The sequence below is a fragment of the Anabaena sp. CCY 9910 genome (assembly GCF_963920875.1).
GTDB lineage: Bacteria > Cyanobacteriota > Cyanobacteriia > Cyanobacteriales > Nostocaceae > Trichormus > Trichormus variabilis.
In genome coordinates, this window is record NZ_CAWUDJ010000069.1 from 1 (window position 1) to 21,663 (window position 21,663).

The 21,663-nt window shown below is 42.5% G+C and carries 20 protein-coding genes; 9 read left to right on the forward strand and 11 right to left on the reverse strand.

Features of this window, described 5'->3' with window-relative positions:
- The first annotated feature begins 1,006 nt into the window (after positions 1 to 1,006).
- Positions 1,007 to 1,324 carry a thioredoxin family protein gene (locus ACM5QX_RS27810; protein WP_414756465.1) on the forward strand — a complete coding sequence of 106 codons (318 nt, stop codon included), beginning with the start codon at positions 1,007 to 1,009 and terminating at the stop codon, positions 1,322 to 1,324.
- 74 nt (positions 1,325 to 1,398) lie between these two features.
- On the opposite strand, the gene ACM5QX_RS27815 is transcribed toward ACM5QX_RS27810, so the two are convergent.
- Together ACM5QX_RS27815 and ACM5QX_RS27820 are read right to left on the reverse strand one after the other, a co-directional pair.
- Positions 1,399 to 1,632, reverse strand: coding sequence for a hypothetical protein (locus ACM5QX_RS27815; protein WP_010997694.1), 234 nt, complete (start codon positions 1,630 to 1,632; stop codon positions 1,399 to 1,401).
- Between the two features lie 81 nt (positions 1,633 to 1,713).
- Positions 1,714 to 3,561, reverse strand: coding sequence for a S8 family peptidase (locus ACM5QX_RS27820; RefSeq protein ID WP_414756466.1), 1,848 nt, complete (start codon positions 3,559 to 3,561; stop codon positions 1,714 to 1,716).
- A 126-nt stretch (positions 3,562 to 3,687) separates the two neighbouring features.
- Here ACM5QX_RS27820 and ACM5QX_RS27825 point away from each other — a divergent pair, with 126 nt between their 5' ends.
- From ACM5QX_RS27825 to thiD, 3 genes are all read left to right on the forward strand, one after another.
- On the forward strand, positions 3,688 to 4,119 hold the full coding sequence (locus tag ACM5QX_RS27825; protein ID WP_414756467.1) for a hypothetical protein: 432 nt from the start codon (positions 3,688 to 3,690) through the stop codon (positions 4,117 to 4,119).
- A gap of 172 nt (positions 4,120 to 4,291) precedes the next feature.
- Positions 4,292 to 5,926, forward strand: a complete 1,635-nt coding sequence (locus ACM5QX_RS27830; RefSeq protein WP_414756468.1) for a hypothetical protein — start codon at positions 4,292 to 4,294, stop codon at positions 5,924 to 5,926.
- A 9-nt stretch (positions 5,927 to 5,935) separates the two neighbouring features.
- Positions 5,936 to 6,781 carry a bifunctional hydroxymethylpyrimidine kinase/phosphomethylpyrimidine kinase gene (gene thiD, locus ACM5QX_RS27835; protein ID WP_414756469.1) on the forward strand — a complete coding sequence of 282 codons (846 nt, stop codon included), beginning with the start codon at positions 5,936 to 5,938 and terminating at the stop codon, positions 6,779 to 6,781.
- A gap of 74 nt (positions 6,782 to 6,855) precedes the next feature.
- On the opposite strand, the gene ACM5QX_RS27840 is transcribed toward thiD, so the two are convergent.
- Positions 6,856 to 7,698 (reverse strand): LolA family protein, encoded by an 843-nt coding sequence (locus ACM5QX_RS27840; RefSeq protein WP_414756470.1) that lies wholly within the window; start codon positions 7,696 to 7,698, stop codon positions 6,856 to 6,858.
- A 264-nt stretch (positions 7,699 to 7,962) separates the two neighbouring features.
- Here ACM5QX_RS27840 and eno point away from each other — a divergent pair, with 264 nt between their 5' ends.
- Positions 7,963 to 9,252, forward strand: coding sequence for a phosphopyruvate hydratase (gene eno, locus ACM5QX_RS27845; protein ID WP_414756471.1), 1,290 nt, complete (start codon positions 7,963 to 7,965; stop codon positions 9,250 to 9,252).
- Between the two features lie 68 nt (positions 9,253 to 9,320).
- Here eno and argC read toward each other — a convergent pair whose 3' ends face one another.
- Positions 9,321 to 10,379, reverse strand: a complete 1,059-nt coding sequence (argC, locus tag ACM5QX_RS27850; RefSeq protein WP_011320233.1) for an N-acetyl-gamma-glutamyl-phosphate reductase — start codon at positions 10,377 to 10,379, stop codon at positions 9,321 to 9,323.
- Between the two features lie 487 nt (positions 10,380 to 10,866).
- Here argC and ribBA point away from each other — a divergent pair, with 487 nt between their 5' ends.
- Positions 10,867 to 12,549: a bifunctional 3,4-dihydroxy-2-butanone-4-phosphate synthase/GTP cyclohydrolase II gene (ribBA, locus tag ACM5QX_RS27855; RefSeq protein WP_414756480.1), complete on the forward strand. Its 1,683-nt coding sequence runs from the start codon at positions 10,867 to 10,869 to the stop codon at positions 12,547 to 12,549.
- Between the two features lie 44 nt (positions 12,550 to 12,593).
- Here ribBA and ACM5QX_RS27860 read toward each other — a convergent pair whose 3' ends face one another.
- Both ACM5QX_RS27860 and ACM5QX_RS27865 read right to left on the reverse strand, forming a co-directional pair.
- Complete coding sequence (locus ACM5QX_RS27860; RefSeq protein WP_414756472.1) at positions 12,594 to 13,064, reverse strand: GNAT family N-acetyltransferase; 471 nt, start codon at positions 13,062 to 13,064, stop codon at positions 12,594 to 12,596.
- Positions 13,065 to 13,230: 166 nt separating this feature from the next.
- The gene (locus ACM5QX_RS27865) at positions 13,231 to 13,785 is read right to left on the reverse strand and encodes an NUDIX hydrolase (protein WP_011320230.1); all 555 of its coding nucleotides are present in this window, start codon (positions 13,783 to 13,785) and stop codon (positions 13,231 to 13,233) included.
- 260 nt (positions 13,786 to 14,045) lie between these two features.
- On the opposite strand from ACM5QX_RS27865, the gene ACM5QX_RS27870 reads away from it, so the two are divergent.
- From ACM5QX_RS27870 to ACM5QX_RS27880, 3 genes are read left to right on the forward strand one after another with little or no spacing between them, the layout of a single operon-like run.
- Positions 14,046 to 15,098 carry a dipeptide epimerase gene (locus ACM5QX_RS27870; RefSeq protein WP_414756473.1) on the forward strand — a complete coding sequence of 351 codons (1,053 nt, stop codon included), beginning with the start codon at positions 14,046 to 14,048 and terminating at the stop codon, positions 15,096 to 15,098.
- Positions 15,082 to 16,128: a DUF1611 domain-containing protein gene (locus ACM5QX_RS27875; RefSeq protein WP_414756474.1), complete on the forward strand. Its 1,047-nt coding sequence runs from the start codon at positions 15,082 to 15,084 to the stop codon at positions 16,126 to 16,128. The genes ACM5QX_RS27870 and ACM5QX_RS27875 overlap by 17 nt, the downstream gene beginning before the upstream one ends.
- A gap of 35 nt (positions 16,129 to 16,163) precedes the next feature.
- Complete coding sequence (locus ACM5QX_RS27880; protein ID WP_414756475.1) at positions 16,164 to 17,423, forward strand: GTPase family protein; 1,260 nt, start codon at positions 16,164 to 16,166, stop codon at positions 17,421 to 17,423.
- A gap of 69 nt (positions 17,424 to 17,492) precedes the next feature.
- Here the strand turns inward: ACM5QX_RS27880 and ACM5QX_RS27885 are convergent, their stop codons facing one another.
- From ACM5QX_RS27885 to ACM5QX_RS27905, 5 genes are all read right to left on the reverse strand, one after another.
- A complete protein-coding gene (locus tag ACM5QX_RS27885; protein ID WP_414756476.1) occupies positions 17,493 to 18,068 on the reverse strand; it encodes a TIGR04376 family protein in 576 nt (191 codons plus the stop codon).
- Positions 18,069 to 18,141: 73 nt separating this feature from the next.
- On the reverse strand, positions 18,142 to 18,570 hold the full coding sequence (locus ACM5QX_RS27890; protein ID WP_414756477.1) for a type II toxin-antitoxin system VapC family toxin: 429 nt from the start codon (positions 18,568 to 18,570) through the stop codon (positions 18,142 to 18,144).
- 35 nt (positions 18,571 to 18,605) lie between these two features.
- Entirely contained in the window at positions 18,606 to 18,947 is a 342-nt protein-coding gene (locus tag ACM5QX_RS27895; protein WP_414756478.1) for a hypothetical protein, read from the reverse strand.
- A gap of 122 nt (positions 18,948 to 19,069) precedes the next feature.
- Positions 19,070 to 19,198 carry a type I-MYXAN CRISPR-associated protein Cas6/Cmx6 gene (locus tag ACM5QX_RS27900; protein ID WP_414756481.1) on the reverse strand — a complete coding sequence of 43 codons (129 nt, stop codon included), beginning with the start codon at positions 19,196 to 19,198 and terminating at the stop codon, positions 19,070 to 19,072.
- 534 nt (positions 19,199 to 19,732) lie between these two features.
- Positions 19,733 to 21,663, reverse strand: a 1,931-nt coding sequence (locus ACM5QX_RS27905; RefSeq protein ID WP_414756479.1) for a CHAT domain-containing protein, incomplete at its 5' end; no start/stop codon positions are given.

Consider the following 21,663-nt stretch of genomic DNA (forward strand, 5'->3'; position numbering starts at 1 on the left):
CACCCTGATAACTAACTCCCCTAGCTGGCTAACACCGACTGGGGGCTTTTTTTATATTTAGCAATCAGTAACTTCATTGATCATAAGATTGTTGAAAATATACTGATTGCTGATGCAAAACCGATTATTTTGATGAACGTACCCTAATAAATAACTCTCCCCAGTGGCTGCCACTTGTAAGGGCTTTTTTTGTGAAAAAAAGCAACTTCATTTGTGACAATTTCATCCGGAACATCCTGTTGAATCAGAGAACAATTAATTGGTAGATGCACCCTGATAACTAACTCCCCTAGCTGGCTGCCACCACTAGGGGTTTTTTATTGGAAATGAACCACAGCACACCTTTGATGCAATTTATCCGGAAGACTGTAATTCAAAATAGAACAATTAATTGGTAGATGCACCTCGATAACTAACTCCCTAGTTTGGTTAATACTAACTGGTGATTGGTAGATGCACCTTGATAACTAACTCCCCTGTTTGGTTAATAGTAGGTAGGAGCTTTTTTCATCAACCTTTAGGTTGCTTGCCCTATGGATTGGTAGTTGCTTAGGGCTACAGTTTAGCTCAAGATTGGAGTTATATTCTAGCGCGGATGGAGTACTATTGCGATGAATGTCACCATCTTTTAACTAGAATTTCTTGAGTCTTAGGAATTATAACTTACTTTCGCTATTTTTAAATAAAATAAGTAATCTAAAAAAATGCTACCCTTTTGATCACTTATTTTGCGACTGCGATCGCTCTGGAATTTGATAGAAAATACCCTATTTGAGTGATGCGTTGGTATACTCTACCATCAATCCAGTTGATTTCTATATATTAGTTCACAAGTAGTGATGATTTTTGTGCAGAGAGAGCATATCTCAGCACTCATGTCTAGATTCTCTCAAAATTTTAATTTTTCTCTAGAAATTTTACTTTTACACCTGTAACAGTTTAATGTCTGTAGCCTAAGCGCTATGCTGAATAATATTAGCTAGATCAACAAGAGACACAGAGCTACATGAGTTTAGCTGTCATTAAGTTTTCCTCCGAAGAGTGCGGCATCTGCCACAAAATGGCTTTCTATGACCAAAAAGTGGCTGAAGAACTGGGCTTACAATTTATTGATGTCAAAATGCAGGATACGGCGGCTTATCGTAAGTATCGCAAGATTTTGCTGACTCAGTATCCCGATAAATCCGAAATGGGATGGCCTACTTATATTATTTGCGAGTCTTCCGAAGGAGAATTCAATATTATCGGTGAAGTTAAAGGAGGTCATCCCAAAGGTGAATTTAGAACTCGCTTACAGCAGGTTCTTGATTCTAGTAGTAGTTAGGGGTGTAGGGGTTTAGGGGGGTAAGGGTGTAGGGGAAATGAGAGGGGTGAGGAAGATACTTCACTCAGCACTCATTACTCATCACTTAGAACTTCAAAAGATTTTACTTCTAGGACAGGGCCAATCATGGCGATAGTCATGACATCTTCGCGTACTTGTCCTTTTACCTTGGCTTTTTGTCCAGCCTTGAGTAATTCTTTGTCTGCGCCTCTGAGAATTTCGTAAGTAACGCCGTCGTCTGAGACTAACGCCCATGCGCCAGTACCAAGATTACGGCGCTCGATTTTGCCTGTGACTGTGATACTCATAAAAGTTGGGGATTGGGGAATAGGGGAAATGAGGAGGGTAAGAGGGCATAGTACTTGTCTACTTTCTTACCCCACTCCTTTCTACGCTGTTTTCTCTTCGTTCTTCAATGCTAAACGAGCGAGTGCATAACAGAGTAAGGCATTGATAATGAGGAATATACGCGCTAAGTTCACATCATTGAAGCCCCAAACTGTTGGGTCTAAAACTGCACTGACGGTTAAACAAGCCGCTACACCTAAAGTTGAACCGATGGCAAACCATTTCCCACTAGGATGACCTAATAGTAAAGCTATTAACAAAATCGGAATCAACACACTGGCAAACACGGGGTTTAAAGCACTGCTTCCCTGTAAAGTGTTACCTAATTCGGGAATGGAACTACCCAAAACTCGGAATGGCCATTGGGGTAGGTCAAAAATATAGATTCCTTTGAGGAAGAATAGACCAGAACTACCAAAAATCAAGCCACTGGATAAAGACCAACTCCAAGGGAAGGGGAGGTAAACCCGTAAAAACCAAGCTAATAGGTAGGAACCAACCACCATTAAGATTTTGGGTAATAGGGCTACAGCACCACCATCAAACCAGAAACGGGGGTTGAGATAGCCGTTATCTCGCAACCAACGGAAGAAATCTTGGAAGCTGATTTGTCCTTGGGCTGCTAATTTAACTGCGGCTTCGGCGTTGAGTTGTCCAGCACCGTAGTAGTTCAAGCCATCGTCTTGAATTACCCGTGCTGACTGTTTGAGTACTTCTAAAATTGCGTCTGGTTCTTTTACACCACTAGCTTTAATTAAAGCAGCGACACCAGCAACGTGGGGTGCAGCCATACTTGTTCCTTGGAGTCCCAGGAACACGCCTTCGCCTTGTTCGTTGATAGTTTCTTGCAGAATTGCACCTGCATCACTCCCACCAGGGGCAGAAATATCAACGCCAGCACCAAAGTTAGAATAGGGGGCTTTTTCGCCGTCGGGGCCAAAAGCGGAAACACCAATTACATGGGGATAACGGGCGGGGTAGGAAGCAGAACTATCGTTTTCATTACCCGCAGCCGCAATAATGACTACGCCTTTGTTATGGGCATAGTTGATAGCATCTTTGAGTAATTGGCTTTCACCACCGCCTCCCAGGCTCATATTAATCACATCTGCGCCTTTGTCAGCAGCAAATTTAATGGCTTCGGCAATATCAGCAACGGTTCCACCACCGTAAGCACTCAATACTTTTAAGGGCATGAGGCTGGCTTCGTAAGCAACTCCAGCTACCCCATATTTATTGTTGGTAGCTTGGGCGACTGTACCGGCGACGTGAGTACCGTGTCCGTTGTCATCTGTGGCTTCTACTCTATCGTTGACAAAATCGTAGCCTTGAACAAATTTGGTTTCTTTTAAGTCACGCACCTGGGTAACACCTGTGTCGATGACTGCTACGGTTACGCCACTACCTTTGGTTTGAGTCCAAGCGCCTTCTACACCAATTTTGTGGAGGTTCCACTGTTTGCTGTAATATTCGTCGTTGGGGCCAATTAAGGAGGGGTTAAACTCTTGCCTTTGTTCGTTTCCTAAGATTTCTCCTAACCAAACTGGTTTGGCTGGTGGAGTCAGCTTATAGACATAATTCGGCTCAATAATTTCTGTGGCTTTAGCAAAGGACGATTTTTGTAACGCTTTGAGTCGCTGGCGATCGCCTTTGATAATATAAACATGATCTTGTTCTGAGAATTTATTATCTAATTGGGGTGTAACGTTGTATTGTTGAGCGATCGCTTGTAAATCCTGTTTGATCACCTCGGCTGGAATATCTTCTCGAAAATCTAACAAAATTGTCTCGAATTCGCCTTTAGCTGCTAGTCCCTGAAAACTCAGGAAACCAAATACAGCAGATACCAGCCCGATGACAAACAAGCACAATAATATAAGTCTTCTCATATCAACTCATCACGCTTTTTGCCAGTTATTGCTCACTACGATAACCTATCTGCGTCCCTGATTGGTGTACTTTGTCATCTACTTAAATGTTTGTAGTTAAATCTTGCACATAGGAGTATTTAAACAATGGAACGTGGTCTTTTCTGGTTGCCACTGTTAATCATCTTTTTCTGGTTAGCTTGGCAAGGCTCAAAAGAATATCAAAAAGTCGAAGCTTATCGTATTTGGGCAGAGCAATTTGATCGGGCTAAATATGATATCTACGCCGTATTGGGTCAAAAAGGTAAGGATATTACTTGGGGTAAACCTACAGCAAAGGGTTTAATTCAACTGCAAACTTTTTCTCTACTTGATGTACAAGAGATTCAACTTGTAGTAAATAATGAAGTCGTAAATTTAGATGCACCACCAGAGAAGGGTCGTTCTATCGAACTCAAGTTTAATTTTGCTGAGTCTGCTAGTTCGGTATTAGTTCCATTTACAGAAATTCCTTTAGCCGCAGAATGGGGTAAGTTTTTGCGGGGGGTCTTACAAAAATTACCAGAGGAACAAAATTAATCATTATATAGTCGTTAATGTAATGGGGAAATTATAAGTTTTTATATTTCTATCTTTGTGGTCTAATTTATCAGTAATCACTGAGCATAATTCAGAAAAATCATCAGGCGATCGCGTAGTTAATATTAAAGCTCATTCACGGCAATGATATATAATTGCAGGGTAATAATTTATGCGAGCCAAGATTCTGGGTTTTGGTATTATTTTCTTTCTGAGTGGTTGCACTACTAATATTGACAGTAACTCTCAAGCAGCAAATAATATTAACGCTAAAATAGAAAACTGTCCCCAGGCACAAGTCGTTTCTTTGCCTGCACCCAATACAAATGAGGGTTTCTACGATAGATTTGATTTTCACATCCGCAATATTGTCGCTGATGGTGACACAGTTAAGTTTCAGACTTTAAAACAGGATTTTGTTTTCTGTCGCGGTAATAATAATTGGACAGTCCAATCTGGGACTTTACCCAAGGAACTACAACCAGAAAATAATTACGCCACATTTGCACAAGAATTGGTAAATCCAAAATTTAAAAATATTGATTTCCAAGGTAAAACATATCAGTATCGAGTCGTTAGACAACCACAGTTCACCTTGGGAGAAAACAATAATATTTCTCGACCGGATGTAACAGACCCCACGAAAGATGCAGTTGTTTTTGAGTTAATTAACCCCAACAATCAAAATACCCAAAGACAAACTTTATATACACTAAAAGATTTACAAGAAATAGCAGTCAAGGCGGGATATTCTGCGGCAGGAAATCAATTAGGCTTCCCTCGAATTACATCTACTAGTGTTTACAATGACCGTATTTGGTGGTCAGTTGCCTTTGAACAAGGCGAGGGCAATAACGGTATTGCTACTATCGTCAGTTATGACCCAAAAACCGATAAATTTAACATCATTCAACCAGAAGCACTGTGGTTTACTCAAATTACTGATTTAGCCATCACTGGCGAACCTAATAACCCTACATTTTGGATGGGTACTAATATTAGTGGTGAAGGAAATCTCTACATTCCATCTCAAGGACTGGTGGCTTATCGCCCAGATTCACAAAATCCTAATAGAGGTTCTTTAACTGCTTACACTGTCAATAACAGCCCAATTGTCGGGGCAATTCCTGACAAACTTAGATTAGAAAATGACAAACTTTGGGTTAGTACTGCCAACGGTGTTTGTCAAGTTAAGTGGGAAACTGCCAATAATCCTGAAAGTTGGAATTGTTGGCGATTTGCCGCAATGGCTAAACTACCCCAGCAACTACCAATTTACAGCGCCCTAACCAATAAAACACCAGCCGCTTCTTTATCTAGCGGGGATGATATTGAGGTTTTATGGTGGAGTCCCGTCAACTATCAGACTCAAAAAGGACGTTATGAGGTGAGATATTCTCCAGGCTTCACTGTGGAGTTAGAAGAAGGCGCAAGTACTTATCAGTTTCCGCGTTCTCTACCGCCAGGAAAACCATCCGTTGATTGGCCTGGTGTTGAGTGGAATTGGAACGGAGAACGTTTTGTACGCGGTTTTGATGAAGTTTCTCTCAATTTATCTGGTGGCGGCCCAAGGGGTATTGGTTCTGGTCAACTGCAACCGGAGGTTCCCATCAATTGGAATACAATGCGCGGTGATTTAGAATTACTCGATTTGTCTGCAAAATCTACCAAGGTAAAATATTACTCTGGTTGGGTAGATGATACTGGGCTAAAGCCTTATCTTACGGTTATACCCCAAACTAGACCCCAAAACCCTCAACCAAACCCTTTGGCAGCAGTAGCCAAGGAACTACCATCTCGTCAGTAATCTGCGCTTATGAATGCTGAAACAATATCCAGGGTTCCCGTTGCATTAACCATTGCCGGTTCCGATAGCGGCGGTGGTGCGGGAATTCAAGCTGATTTACGCACCTTTGCCTTTTATTGTGTCCACGGTACTAGTGCTATCACCTGCGTCACGGCACAAAACACCCTGGGAGTAGCCAGAGTTGATGCTATGTCGCCGGAGGCAGTTGCAGCCCAAATACAAGCCGTTGTGGAGGATATTGGTGTACAGGCGGCGAAAACTGGTATGTTGCTCAATCAAGGAATTATCGCTACTGTCGCCCAGCAAGTGGAAGCTTTAGGAATAAATAACTTAGTAGTTGACCCGGTAATGGTTTCACGGACTGGGGCGCAATTAATTGATGATGATGCTATCAAGACCCTGCGCCAGCAACTAATTCCTCTGGCGGCGATAATTACACCCAACAGGTATGAAGCCCAAATTTTAAGCGGTTTACCGATAAATACCCTAGATGATATGAGGGCAGCAGCTCAAGTAATTCACCGCAATTTAAAAGCAAAAGCTGTGTTAGTCAAGGGTGGAGGGATGCAGGGAAATGCCCGTGGTGTGGATATTTGGTTTGATGGACAACATCTAGAAACCCTGACAACAAAGCAGGTAGATACCAAAAATACTCACGGTACTGGTTGTACTTTATCAGCTGCGATCGCCTCCAATCTAGCCAAAGGTCAAAATTTACACCAAGCTGTAACCCAGGCCAAGGAATATGTCACTACTGCACTCACTTACTCCCTCGATATTGGGCAAGGACAAGGGCCGGTAGGACATTTCTTTCCGTTGTTACAAAATGAGGGGTGTAGGGGTGTAGGGGTGTAGGGAGTAAATTTCGTCCCCAGTCCCCAATCCCCAGTCCCCAGTCCCCAGTCCCCAGTCCCCAATCCCCAGTCATCTCACAAGGGGCTAATAGAGAGGGTTTTCACTCTTTGAGTACCTTTAGGTGGTGAAAATCGGAAAGTATTGGCATTGATAGTAGGATTTACCGTTTTACTTAAGATTTTTTCGGTTAAGAGAATATCTAAATCGTCTGATTTGCCGGCTAATTGTACCTGGCTGAGAATAGCTGTTTCAGGATTGACAAAGGCGCTTAATGTAAATCCGTCTTTTGGGTCTTTGTAGTCATACACGTAAGCTGTTTGACCATCAAAGTTACGTGTTTCTCCCTTGAGTTCGCTGTTACTAGCTAAGCCAAGGTATCCCAAAACGTTTTTGTCTGATAAGTTGCCATCAACAACAACTTTTCTATCTTCCTCTGGGAAATCTAAAAAAACAAAGGAGGAGATACCAATTAAAACCCAGTCGCTGGAGTCTTTAAAATCTTGATAGGAAGTAACGGAATATTGTCGCAAATCGGAGCGATAAATCCACACTTGTTTACCGTCAGAAATAACTAAGTTACCAGTTTTGGCAGCTTCTCCTGGCTTTGTATAAGCAACTTCAGCTCGAAACTTTTTCCCTGACTGGGTAATCATTTTGCTTTGCAGGTAAATTGTCGTCTCAGTACCTTTACTGCCGACTCTAAATTCTATCTGAGAATCAGTTTGATGGCGATCGCTTTGTAAGAGATTGGTAACACTTTTCGCCAGCAAAGATAAATCTAAAGGTTCTGTAGCCTGACTGATGCTGGTACCATGATTAGGGGGCTGCTGGGGTAGACCTAATTGGACAGCATTTGCCGCTTCCCCGAACATAGCCAGACCAGTAAAAAAGGCGATCGCTTTTAAAGTAAATTTCATGAGTATTCCTCATTTGACTGTGATCGATTTTACTCGCTGTCAGAATTGTCTCCAGTAAAAAAATTGACTATTAACTGTTGGCTATTGACTATTGGCCAAAAAATAATTCAAAATCCAAAGTCCGTGCATTGGGCATAGATGTACCCAATCTTTGGAAATCTTCATTTAATCTCAGCCAATAAGTCGCCTCAGCGCCTATGCTAGCGATGGGGTTGAAGCATTCGATTGTGTGCGATCAACGGTAAGAAGGAGACGAATAGATCAATGAGTAATATTGTCGATACAGCCATTGAGGCAATTGTCGCCCGCGAAATTCTCGACTCACGCGGTAGACCAACAATAGAAGCGGAAGTACATTTATTAAGCGGTGCTGTCGGCTTGGCACAAGTCCCTAGCGGCGCTTCTACAGGCACATTTGAAGCCCATGAACTCAGAGACAAAGATAAAAGCCGTTACGGCGGTAAAGGGGTACTCAAGGCTGTACACAACGTGAATGAAGTACTAGCCCCAAAGTTAATTGATTTGGATGCTATTAACCAAGAACTCATCGACCGGACGATGATTGCCCTTGATGGTTCTGGTAACAAATCAAATTTGGGTGCAAATGCGATTTTAGCCGTTTCTTTGGCAGCTGCTAGAGCTGGGGCAGCATCTTTGGGGATTCCCCTATATCGTTACTTAGGCGGCCCTTTGGCGAATTTGTTGCCTGTGCCTTTGATGAACGTAATTAACGGTGGGGCGCACGCTGCTAATAACGTAGATTTCCAAGAGTTTATGATCGTTCCTGTAGGTGCAACTTCCTTCCGGGAAGCCCTGCGCTGGGGTGCTGAGGTATTTGCTACCCTCAGTGAAGTGCTGCATGACAAGGGCTTGCTGACAGGTGTAGGCGATGAAGGTGGTTTTGCACCTAACTTGGAGTCCAATCAGGTAGCCTTGGAATTGCTAGTTGCAGCCATTGAAAAAGCAGGATACAAGCCAGGGGAACAAGTAGCCCTGGCGTTAGATGTGGCGGCTAGTGAATTTTACAAGGAAGGCCAATATGTCTATGATGGTAGACCCCATGCACCGACAGAGTTTATCGATTACTTAGGGCAGTTGGTTGATCAATACCCAATTGTGTCCATTGAAGATGGCTTACACGAAGAAGATTGGCAAAATTGGCAATTACTCACCCAGAAAATTGGTTCACGGGTGCAGTTGGTTGGTGATGACTTGTTTGTAACAAACGCTACCCGCTTACAAAAAGGCATCCAAGAAAAAGCAGGTAACGCCATTTTGATTAAACTCAATCAAATTGGTTCCTTGACTGAAACCCTAGAAACCATCGACTTAGGAACTCGTAACGGTTTCCGTTCAGTCATTAGCCATCGTTCTGGTGAAACAGAAGACACCACCATTGCTGATTTAGCCGTTGCTACCCGTGCAGGTCAAATCAAAACTGGTTCCCTCTGTCGTAGTGAACGGGTAGCCAAATACAACCGCTTGCTACGTATCGAAGATGAATTAGGCGATCGCGCTGTTTATGCTGGGGCTGTGGGTTTAGGGCCGAAATAGGGGCTGGGGACTGGGGACTGGGGACTGGGGACAAATTAAATCCTCTTTACCCAATACCCAATACCCAATCACGGATAAAACCCCATCTTTGGTAAACCCAATGTCTCATCCCAACCCATCATAATGTTGAGACACTGAATTGCTTGACCCGCTTGGCCTTTAATCAGGTTGTCAATGGCTGACATGACAATTACCCGGCCAGTACGCGGGTCAACTTCTACACCGATATAACAAAGATTACTGCCCGCAGCCCATTTGGTTTGGGGATAAATGCCACTTTCACAGACTTTTATCCAAGGGGAATTACGGTAAAATGCTGTATAAATAGTAGTTAAATCATCACCGACTAAACCGGGGTCGCGGAGGGTAGCATATACAGTTGCTAAGGTTCCGCGCACTATGGGGATGAGATGTGGCGTAAATTGGACTGTCACTTCGTGTCCTGCTAAATCGCTACAAATTTGCTCGATTTCTGGTGTGTGACGGTGACGGACGACACTATAAGGGGCGAGAGAATTATCTGCTTCTGCTAGTAATAAATAAGTTTTGGCTTCCCTCCCGCCGCCAGATGTGCCAGATTTAGCGTCAACAATAGCGGTTTCCGGGACGATTAACCCTTGTTTTAACAGTGGTGATAATGCTAAGAGGCTAGCTGTGGGGTAGGAACCGGGACAACCGACTAATTGGGCTTCGGAGATGCGATCGCGATAAAGTTCAGGTAAACCATATACGGCGGTGTCGGCTGTCGGGCGATCGCTCCTTTCCACACCATACCAAGTGGTGTAAGTTGTCAAGTTACGGAATCGATAGTCTGCACTCAAATCCAGTACTTTACAGCCTTTTTCCAACAATGTTGGCACAATTTGACAAGCTAGACCATTTGGCATCGAGAGAAATACCACTTCGCAGCGACGCGCAATAACTTCTGGGTCTACTTCTTCAATTGATAATTTAACTGCATGAGCTAAATGGGGGTAGAGAGATGCAAAAGATTTACCTACACTACTCTCACCACCTAAATAAACTAGTTCAACTTCTGGATGATCCATCAGTAATCGGACTAACTGTACCCCACCATAGCCTGACGCGCCAACAATCCCAACGGGTACGCGCCCAAAATTGCCCATGTTATCAAATCCTTATCCGCTTTTGGTGAATCTGTGATCAGCTATTAACTATAGAACTTATGGTGAGTGATGAGTTATGTATACTGAGTTCCGTTAGCAGTAGCTGAGGTTGAGCCATGTGCAGAATTTTGAGTTTTGAGCCAAAAATCATAACCTCTAATCTTTAGTGTTGCCCTCGGAACTCAGCACTCAGGGACTCTAGTAAGTATGGTTTGTTCACAGTTAACCGTCAACTATGAACAGCCAACACGAAAAGATATACAAGTTAAACCAAGGGCATTTTAGTGACAGAAATTTCTCCTTGTTATCAAAACATTGCTAGTCTATATCTCCGTCGTATAAAGGAGCTACAATTTAGAATAAGAAATTGTTAAGAAAATTTACTATCCCTGGCTCAAAATCCTCTGTGTCACAACCTAAAAATACACAGCAGTCCTCCGCTAATCCCCTAAATGGGGAGAACCTTGGCACGGGTGTTGTTCCTCAGATATTTGCCTCTTCAACCGAAAAGTTTATGTTTGATTCTATTGATGCTGCCTTATCAGATTTAAAAGCTGGTCGTGCCATTGTAGTGGTAGATGATGAAAATCGAGAAAATGAAGGCGATTTGATTTGTGCTGCTCAATTCGCCACACCTGACATGATTAATTTTATGGCAGTGGAAGCAAGAGGGTTGATTTGTTTAGCCATGACAGGCGATCGCCTCGATGAACTCGACCTACCATTGATGGTGACAAATATCACCGACCCCAACCAAACAGCTTTTACTGTCAGTATTGATGCTAGCCCTCATTTAGGCGTATCTACTGGTATATCAGCCGAAGACCGGGCGCGGACAATTCAAATCACACTCAACCCAGCCACCAAGCCTTCAGATTTGCGTCGTCCTGGTCATATTTTTCCTTTACGGGCTAAAGCTGGCGGGGTGCTGAAACGGGCTGGACATACAGAGGCGGCTGTTGATTTATCTCGCTTGGCTGGACTATACCCGGCTGGGGTGATTTGTGAAATTCAAAACCCCGATGGTTCAATGGCAAGGTTACAGCAGTTAATTGAATATGCCAAACACCACGACCTGAAAATTATTAGTATTGCCGATTTAATTAGTTATCGCCTACAACACGATCGCCTGGTATATCGTGAAGTAATTACCAAACTACCCAGCCAATTCGGTCAATTTGACATCTACGCCTATCGTCACACCCTCGACAATACAGAACACGTTGCTATTGTCAAGGGCAATCCAGAGAATTTTCGAGATGAACCTGTGATGGTGCGGATGCACTCAGAATGTTTAACAGGTGATGCTTTGGGTTCTTTGCGCTGCGATTGTCGGATGCAGTTACAAGCTGCCTTGAAAATGATTGAAACTGCGGGTCAAGGTGTGGTTGTCTACCTACGGCAAGAAGGACGGGGGATTGGGTTAATTAACAAACTCAAAGCCTACTCCTTACAGGATATGGGACTGGATACAGTGGAAGCTAACGAGCGCTTGGGTTTCCCCGCAGATTTGCGTGACTATGGCATGGGAGCGCAAATGCTCATGGATTTGGGTGTGAAAAAGATCCGCCTGATTACCAACAATCCCCGGAAAATTGCCGGGGTTAAGGGGTATGGGTTGGAAGTGGTTGACCGCGTGCCATTACTCATTGAAGCCAACGATTATAATTCTTACTACTTGGCGACCAAGGCGAAAAAACTCGGTCATATGCTGTTGCAGACTTACCTCGTAACTGTAGCTATTCACTGGCAAGATGACCCACAATTGGTAACAAAACGCTATGAACGTTTAGAGAAGCTGCGGCATTTAGTCAGAAGCTATGATTTATTGTTGCAGGAAGAAGCCCGACCATTGGCGATCGCTCTTTTCGATAAGCCATCCTTGATAGTACACTTAGGTTTCGACCAAGAAAAAGTCGCTAGTTGTGATTGGTATAGCCAAAGCGGTCATCCTTACCTACAAGCAATTTTGCCAATTCTCGATAACCTCGCAACCCTACCTTACGTCCAGAAAATTGAATTCTTGATTTCTTCCGGTAGCGATCCCCTCAGTAATTTGCAAGTCCAATTAGACCGGCAAGCGATTTCACCTGATAAATTACCTTCCTCCGTAGGTAGCGATTTGGAAACACAGAAAATTTATAGTTTTAGTAAAGAGGTGGAAGATTGACACTTTCCTGCCTAAACTCAAATGAGCATTCAATAACTAATTAATCAGCTAGAGATTAAAAACTTCTCCATTGCGAAATTTATAAAATATTCTCCTCTACGTTCCACCTGCTGTTCTCTGATAATGGAGAAACCCATACGCAGGAAAAACGACTTGGCAGTAATGCTGGCTTCGGTGTACAAGCGACTAATTCCTAATTCATCAGCTTTAGTCTCAATTGCCGAATAAATTTTCCTGCCCACGCCCATACCCAGATAATTTTTATGGCAGTAGAAGCAGTCTATATGTCCGTTTAACTCTAATTCGCCAAAACCTGCAATCACTCCTTGATCATCAGCAACGTAAGTAAATCGTTCTGAACAAATTTTTGCCCAGTCCCTAAAATGAATATTATCTGGGGCCCATGCTATTACTTGATTATTCGAGTAGTCCCTGATATTAACTTCACGTACTGTTTGGTGGAATAAAAGTGCTATCTGTTCCGCATCTTGTATGTGAAATAATCGTATTTTCATCAGCTTTAGGAATCAGATTTGATTATTAAAATTCTCTAATTATCTGTAGGGTGGGCAATGCCCACCACAAACATGATAAGGTGGGCATTGCCCACCCTACTTATATTTTAAAAATCAAATACTAGTCGTATATATCTGTCGGATTTTTTAATTGGTATTACGTTAATTACTTATCAGTAATAAAATTCAACCCTAGAAATAAAGCTGCAATAGTTCCCGCTACCGAAATTTCACCTTGAGTAATTTTTTCTAAAACTGATTCAAGAGGAATTAAAATAATTTCTATTTCCTCTGTAATATCTAAATTTTGCTCCCCAACTTTAACCACATTTTCTGCTAGAAATAAATGTATTTGATTAGTGTCTTTGCTGGGATTATCGTATAGTATGGCAATTTTGATTAATTGTTGAGCAATATAACCAGTTTCTTCTTGCAATTCTCTCAACCCTGCATCTTCAGCACTTTCTTGTGTTGGATCAAATCTCCCGGCTGGCAGTTCTAAAAAGAAATCTCCCACCCCATGTCTGTATTGACGTACAAATATAACTTCTCTATTATCGGTAATCGGCAAAACTAGGACAATATCTGGTCTGACATTGACAAAATAATCATCTATTATTGTACCGCTTGGTAATTTAACTTCATCTTGCCTGACTTGACACCAGGGATGATCTAAAACCATTTTGGAGTTTAATATTTGCCATTCTTGTAATTTGCTCATAGATTCATTTATTTACGAATTAATCTTTAATACTGTTTCTTGATGTAGCTTGCCTGGCGTAGCCATAGATGCACTTTATTCTGTACTGTAGAGACGTTGCATACAACGTCTCTACATCATTTATTTGGCGCAACTTCATAGAGAATTGGTATAAACTTTTATCCACTCAGGATGAATGTAAAAAAGTATAACAGATACCTCAAATAAGCTAAACTTTGTATTTACACTGTTTTTGCTCTCAGCAAAGATTGAGCGTTGTTATGCAGGTAGAAGTCATTTTGTTTACGGTCAATAAAAGATTTCCTTTGACCATTAGTCGTGGCACTACGGCAAAAACTACAAATGTCTGGGTGAAGATTGTACACAATGACATCGAAGGCTGGGGCGAAGCTTCACCGTTTGGTGTGGGTAATTATGGACAATCAACCAATGTCATCAAAGACTACTTGCAGCAAATTGTGCCATTCTTAGAACCATTTAGCCCGTTGCAGCGACAGGAAGTCGAGCAAGTTTTTATCAAATATCAGGTTCCTTCCGCAGTCAGGGCAGCCTTAGATATGGCGATGCACGACTGGCTGGGTAAATCTGTGGGTTTACCTTTGTGGCAAATCTGGGGACTCGATCGCCAGGCTATAGTACCAACTTCTGTTACCATTGGCATTGATACACCAGAAGCCGCCAGGATACGGACAAGAGACTGGTTAGATTTTACCGATGTTCGCCTGTTGAAAGTGAAGTTGGGCAGTCCGCAGGGTATAGAAGCAGATAAGAAGATGCTTTTAGCTGTGCAGCAAGAAGCACCAGCACAAGAGTTTTTTGTGGATGCCAACGGCGGTTGGAGTTTGTCAGATGCGGTGGAAATGTGCAATTGGCTGGCTGATTTAGGTATTAAATATATTGAACAGCCACTAGTTAGAGGACGAGAAGAGGATTTAATCAAACTCAAGGAAAAATCCCCCCTACCGATTTTTGTTGATGAAAGTTGCTTTAACAGTAAAGATATTCCCCGTTTAGCTAGTTATGTAGATGGCATCAATATTAAATTGATGAAATCTGGGGGTTTAACAGAGGCACTAAGGATGGTACACACAGCCAAAGCTTGTGGTTTACAAGTCATGTTCGGCTGCTATTCTGACAGTACATTATCCAATACAGCTGCGGCACAACTAGCACCATTAGCTGATTATTTAGATTTAGACAGTCACCTCAACTTAAGCGATGATCCTTTTACAGGTGCATTACTTAAAGAAGGGCGAGTATTACCAAACGATTTACCAGGCTTGGGGGTAAAATATAGTGCGTCTGCCGCTTAATCAACGAGTAGCAATTCTGCTTCATGAAGGAACTACGGGAACTATTGGCAAAACAGGGCTAGCACTTTTACGCTACAGTGAAGCCCCCATTGTCGCAGTTATTGACCGCAACTGTGCAGGCCAATCCTTAAGAGAAATCACAGGAATTAAGCGGGATGTACCCATTGTCAAATCGGTAGCAGCCGCCTTGGAATATCAACCCCAAATCTTAGTTATTGGTATTGCTCCCAAGGGTGGTGGTATACCTGATGATTACTGGATAGAACTGAAAAATGCGCTGGAAGCGGGGATGTCATTGGTGAATGGCTTACACACCCCCTTGGCAAATATCCCCGATTTAAATGCCCTCCTCCAACCAGGACAATTGATTTGGGATGTCCGCAAAGAACCAGCTAATTTAGAAGTCGCCAGTGGTGCAGCGCGGACTTTACCCTGTCGGCGGGTGTTGACGGTGGGAACAGATATGGCCATTGGCAAAATGTCCACCAGTTTAGAACTACATTGGGCGGCAAAATTGCGGGGTTGGCGTTCTAAGTTTTTGGCTACTGGGCAGACTGGTGTGATGTTGGAAGGGGATGGTGTTGCCTTGGATGCGGTGCGGGTAGACTTTGCGGCGGGTGCAGTGGAACAGATGGTGATGCGCTATGGCAAAAACTACGATATTTTGCACATTGAAGGGCAAGGTTCCTTACTACATCCTGGTTCTACCGCTACCTTACCTCTGATTCGTGGTTCCCAACCCACCCAACTGGTACTAGTACACCGCGCTGGACAGACTCACAATGGCAATAATCCTCATGTACCCATCCCGCCATTACCAGAAGTAATTCGGCTGTATGAAACTGTAGCCAGTGGCGGCGGGGCGTTTGGGACTGTGCCTGTGGTGGGTATAGCTTTGAATACTGCCCACTTAGATGAGTATGCAGCGAAAGAGGCGATCGCTCACACAATAGCAGAAACTGGTTTACCCTGCACTGATGTCGTCCGCTTTGGTGCTGATGTTTTATTAGATGCCGTCATGCAAAATTAAAATATATAAAGGGTGTAACTTAACCAGCAAGTGCAATGACTAGGCGAGGCGATAATTATTGGGCAAACCGTGTGACTGGTGTCTGGAAAAAGGCAGCAGATAGTGTGGTGCAGCGATTACCAGTGGAACAGGTTTCTCAGAAGTTTGTCCAGTGGTTTAGTGTGAGTGAAGCCGAAGTTGCCGAGATTTTAGAAAAGGTACGCCAGGAACTGCCAACTACAGAGGCTTTGCTAATTGGCAAGCCACAAGCAGGTAAAAGTTCCATTGTGCGCGGGCTAACAGGCGTTTCTGCGGAGATTGTCGGACAAGGCTTTCGTCCCCACACCCAACACACCCAACGCTACGCCTATCCATCTAACGACCTGCCATTACTAGTTTTTACTGATACAGTTGGGCTGGGTGATATCAACCAGGAAACTCAGGCAGTTATTCAAGAGTTGATAGGAGACTTACAAGAAAAAAGTAGCCGCGCCAGAGTCCTGATTTTGACAGTGAAAATTAATGATTTCGCTACTGATACCTTGCGGCAAATTGCCCAAGAATTGCGGCGCAAATATCCAGAAATTCCCTGTTTACTCGCAGTTACTTGTTTACATGAAGTTTACCCCTCTGGTGTCGAGGATCACCCAGATTATCCCCCAAACTATGAGGAAGTAAACCGGGCTTTTGCTGCAATTCAGGCAGCTTTTACAGGACTTTATGACCGTTCACTCCTGATCGACTTTACCCTAGAAGAAGATGGTTACAATCCTGTATTTTACGGCTTAGATGCCCTCAGAGATAATTTAGCAGAACTCCTCCCAGAAGCAGAAGCCCAAGCTATTTACCAGCTATTAGATAAGCAAACAAGTGAGAAACTGGGCAATATTTACAGGGATGCAGGCAGACGTTACACCTTATCATTTGCGGTGATGGCTGCTGCACTCGCGGCTGTACCCTTGCCCTTTGCTACCATGCCTGTACTCACTGCATTGCAAGTATCGATGGTGACGCTTTTAGGTAAATTATATGGTCAAACACTCACACCATCCCAGGCAGGTGGTATTGTGAGTGCGATCGCCGGTGGTTTTTTAGCTCAAGCCATAGGAAGGGAACTAGTAAAATTTATACCAGGATTTGGGAGTGCGATCGCCGCATCTTGGGCAGCTGCTTACACCTGGTCTTTAGGGGAGACAGCCTGCGTTTACTTTGGCGATTTAATGGGTGGTAATAAACCAGACCCGCAAAAAATCCAATCTGTTATGCAGGAAGCTTTTGCCAAGGCGAAAGAACAATTTAAAGGAATTAAATCCTGAAAATATTTTCTTTCTCCATTGAATAATGGGATATCTCCCCAAACTATCTTCTATGTAGATATTTTTTACTTATTTTCCCAAATTACGCTTCATTTGCTCTAGTTCATCTTGGGTTTCCCAACGGCGGAACTTTTCTTCTAAATCATCAAATCCGCCACTAGAACTGGTAGTAGAATTCCACCAACCATTAGTTTCTATACGTTGTTGGGTTTGGGCTTTAGTCCGTGCTGTTTGTGCTTGTGCTGCTTTGGTTTGTACTTCTTGCCGCCTAGCTTGTATCTTACCAAGTAATTCTTTGGATTGCTCTAAGCGTTCTTTTAGCCCTTGCATATGTCCCCAAAGCTGATTACCCTCACGCAATAAAGCTGCTTCTCTCTCTTCTGCTGGCCCCACCAAATCTTGTCTATTAGCATTTTTGGCTTTTTGAACTCGGATATGCCAACGCTGGATTTCTTGCGCTGTGGCGAGAATATCTTCTTGCGATCGCTTTTCTTGTAACTGTAAATCTGCTACCAACTTTAAAGTATCTTCCTCTTGCTGACGCAGCTGTTCTAACAGCGCCTCCAACTCCAAATGTGGATTATTCCGCAAGAATTCCTCTAAACGGTTTTCTAGAAACCGACTCAAATCATCAAATAAGCCCACTGTTAGAACTCCAGAGGTTAGATGCGTTACTACTTTATTGTAGTATTTTCATCGTAGTGAAAATTCTTCTGTTTTAATTTGTCCAATCCTCCAGCACCAAACTGGGAATTTGCGAGAAATCCTTTTGGTTACGAGTAACCATCACTGCATTTATGGAAAGGGCAATTGCCGCTATTCGCAAATCTTTCTGTAGTCTTTTTTTATTTAGTTGCTGGTTTTCTCTAAGTAAACTCTGGTAGCAAGTATAAGCAGCATTGTCAAAATTAAGTATTCTGACTCCTTTGAAATATTCTTGAGTAGTCCACAGTTTAGTATAAAGGTTTACTAAGTTGCCAGATTCAGTCCGGTCATTAATTTTGACTACCCAGCCGTTAAAAACTTCTTGAACTGTGACAATGGTAATGGCAAGATGGGGATAAACTTGAGCAACTTTAGATATAACAGTTTGGTTTCCTTGAAGTAAAAGCGAAACATGGTCTGTGTCAAGGATATAAAGACTCATACTTTTATCTCAAACTGGCTAGAAACCTCAGCCTGTTAATCTTCATCTATTATGTTACGTTCTGCTCTCAGATTATCCGCAATTTCCGCAAAATCCACGTCATCTTTAAACACACCCGCAAATTTCATCCAGGGGTTTTCTGCTTCGCTTTGAGGTAATTGAATTTCTACTGGAATAATTTCTATCTTCTCAAGACGAGTTGACAAAAGTTTTTTCAATTCTTCTACAGCTTGTTCTTGAGTAGATGCTTCAACTTGAGTATTAGGAAATTCTAGGACAGAAGCTATTACATTTCCTTCAGCATTACGTTCTACTAGGATATGTAACTTTATATTTTCAGATTGAGGTAGCCTTACAGAGAAGAAATTGATAACCATAAATTTAATTATTACTAAGCCTTTTTTAATAATAGCAATCAGGGATTGTAGCAGATTTAAAAGTTCATTTGGCGATTTATTTGGTCATGGAGTTGAACTTTCTTTGATACCAAAATGTGCGATCACAGTTTCTCCGCAGGTTGAAGCAAACATATATCGGAAATACCCAAACGAATTGTATGCTTGCCAATTCTCAGGGATTTACCTGCTAATGCGTAAACCAAACGCACTTGATTTATTTGTATCCGAATACAAAAATGAACATTGTGAAATCAGTGATAATTATGTGACTAAATTTGGCTCATGCAACTAGCAGCTTCTTAGTCCATCAATTAAAAAGTGTTCCCAGATGTAATAATATAATGACTACATCTAGAAACTACTTTATATACTCTACAAATATTTGTAGACAAATAATTCGGTTGAACAATTCTTGCCGTTCAAATAGTTAATCTGCCGTTGTCGATAAAATAAAACGGTTAAACAATTTAAGCTCACTCTCTATAGTAAACTTGATTTTCAGCAAAAATCCCCAATAAAACGGTTGAACAATTCTTTAAATCCTTTACTGATAAAGCTTTTGAGTAATTCCATAAGTTCAAAATTATTTTGGAAAGTTCTGCTGTGCGGCAAAGATGCGATCGCAATCAAGCTAATGAGCCGATCGCAACCCTAAGCAACTCCCAATGATTTGAATACAATACAAAAAGAAACTCAGTGGCGATCGCACTCTATCTCATATTGAGTTGGTAATATAGAGCTATCTCCTGACGCTCAAAACCAATTCACTTATCCATCGATGTCCAATCACCAGAAGGTATAAACGCAGCCCAGTAGTAGGGATGCTGATACTTCTCACCTTTTAACATATCTAATTGAGTTTGGCGTAGTGCTTCACTGCGCCCCTGATTGTCTAGCAATTTTTTGTAGTAAGCAACCATTAACTCTTTGGTAGCGTCATCATCTACTTTCCACAAACTAATCATTTGACTTTCAGAGCCAGCAATTACCAAAGCGCGACGCAAACCATAAATGCCTTCTCCCGCAGAAATGTTTCCCAAACCTGTATCGCAGGCAGATAGTACAACTAGTTTTGTACCGACTAGATTTAGTGCAGTTGTTTCCAGTGCAGTGAGAATGCCATCTTCGCCGCCACTTTGACGCGGTTTTAAGCCAGCAAAAACTAATCCTGATAACAATAGAGGATTATCATCAAGTGTGGTTTTATCTTTGTTTGCTGGGGCATTTTCAAAAAAACCATGCGTGGCGATATGCAGAATCCTGGGGCTTTTAACTTGTTTGACTGCACCTTCTGTAGCCTTAGTACCTGTCAGAGGTTTCACTCCTAATAGGTTTGGGCTTGCAATTGCCTTGGCTTCCTCAGCCGTACCTTTAAGAGGAGAAAATATTTTTTGTGACAGGTCAATAGAGCGAGTATTTTGTGAATTACTGGTCTTAGGTTGACGTGCAACTATTTCACCAGGTTTATTAAAGTCAGGGTCAGCAATGATGACTGGTGGCTGTTGGCTGGGAGAATGGTTTTGTAGTCTGAGCAAGTCCCGCCCAGAGGTGAGGTAAGTGAAAGAATAGTTTTCAACTAGGTAGCGGTTATTTTCGTCTACCAGTGCTTCAAAGGGAATGAGGTTAAGAGCGCTGTCTGGAGAGAGTAGAATTTTGCGAGTATTACCCAAGAGTTTACGTACTGGCTGCATGAGGATTTTATCTAAGTCACCAGCTGATTTTTTAACTTGGGTAATAGGAGTTTCTTTATCTCGCAAATTATCGCGGAATAATTCTAGGGTGTTTTGAATTGTTTCAGCATCGCCTAAGTCCCTACCTTTAGTTTCTCCTTTTGCCGAGAGGATGTATACTGCGTAACGAGGTTTCCCAAAGCGTTTATCCGGTGCTGCTTTGGGATTAAAGGGTTGATATTGGACTAGTTCCACCAAAGCTGCATCACCAGGAATTAATTTTTGAATAGTTTCAATGGTGACAGGTTGGGTCTGAGTCCGGAATTCTTGACTACGGCGACTGAGTTGGTCTTCTAGTTGTTTTGCTTGGGTTTCGAGTTGAGCAACTTGAGTTTGATACTGCTCCAGAGGCAGTGTTTCTGGTCGGTTATAAAATAAATGGGCAAGTTGAGTTTGGGTATTTGTTAGATTCGTTAATAGAGATTGGCTTTCTGAGTCAAGGCGTTGACGCAGAATTTGCTGGCTATTGGTGAGGACATCTAAAATACGTCCTTTACGCTGTAAGACCGTATTCAGAGCTAAAGTAGTAGCCGTTGGGTTCTTAGTGGCAAAATTTAGATGTAGGGAAATGCTACTATCTGTGGTAGCAGAGATAGTATTGATGTACTCACGTTTCTGTCGCTCGAAACCCACAGCTAGGTTGAGAGTTAAGTTGTGTTCTTCAACTTTTAGCCCTTGTGTAAAAAACTTAAGAGCATGGTTTATGTCACCTTGTCCCCAGTATAGTCCTGCTAGATTATTCAAGCTAGTTGCCACATCGGGATGCTCTTGACCCAGCAAGCGTTTTCTCATTTCTAAAGCTTGGTGAAACAGGGGTTCGGCTTCTGCGTAACGTCCCTGCCTGTTGTATAGGAGTGCTAGATTATTCAAGCTAGTTGCCACATCGGGATGCTCTTGACCCAGCAAGCGTTTTCTCATTTCTAAAGCTTGGTGAAACAGGGGTTCGGCTTCTGCGTAACGTCCCT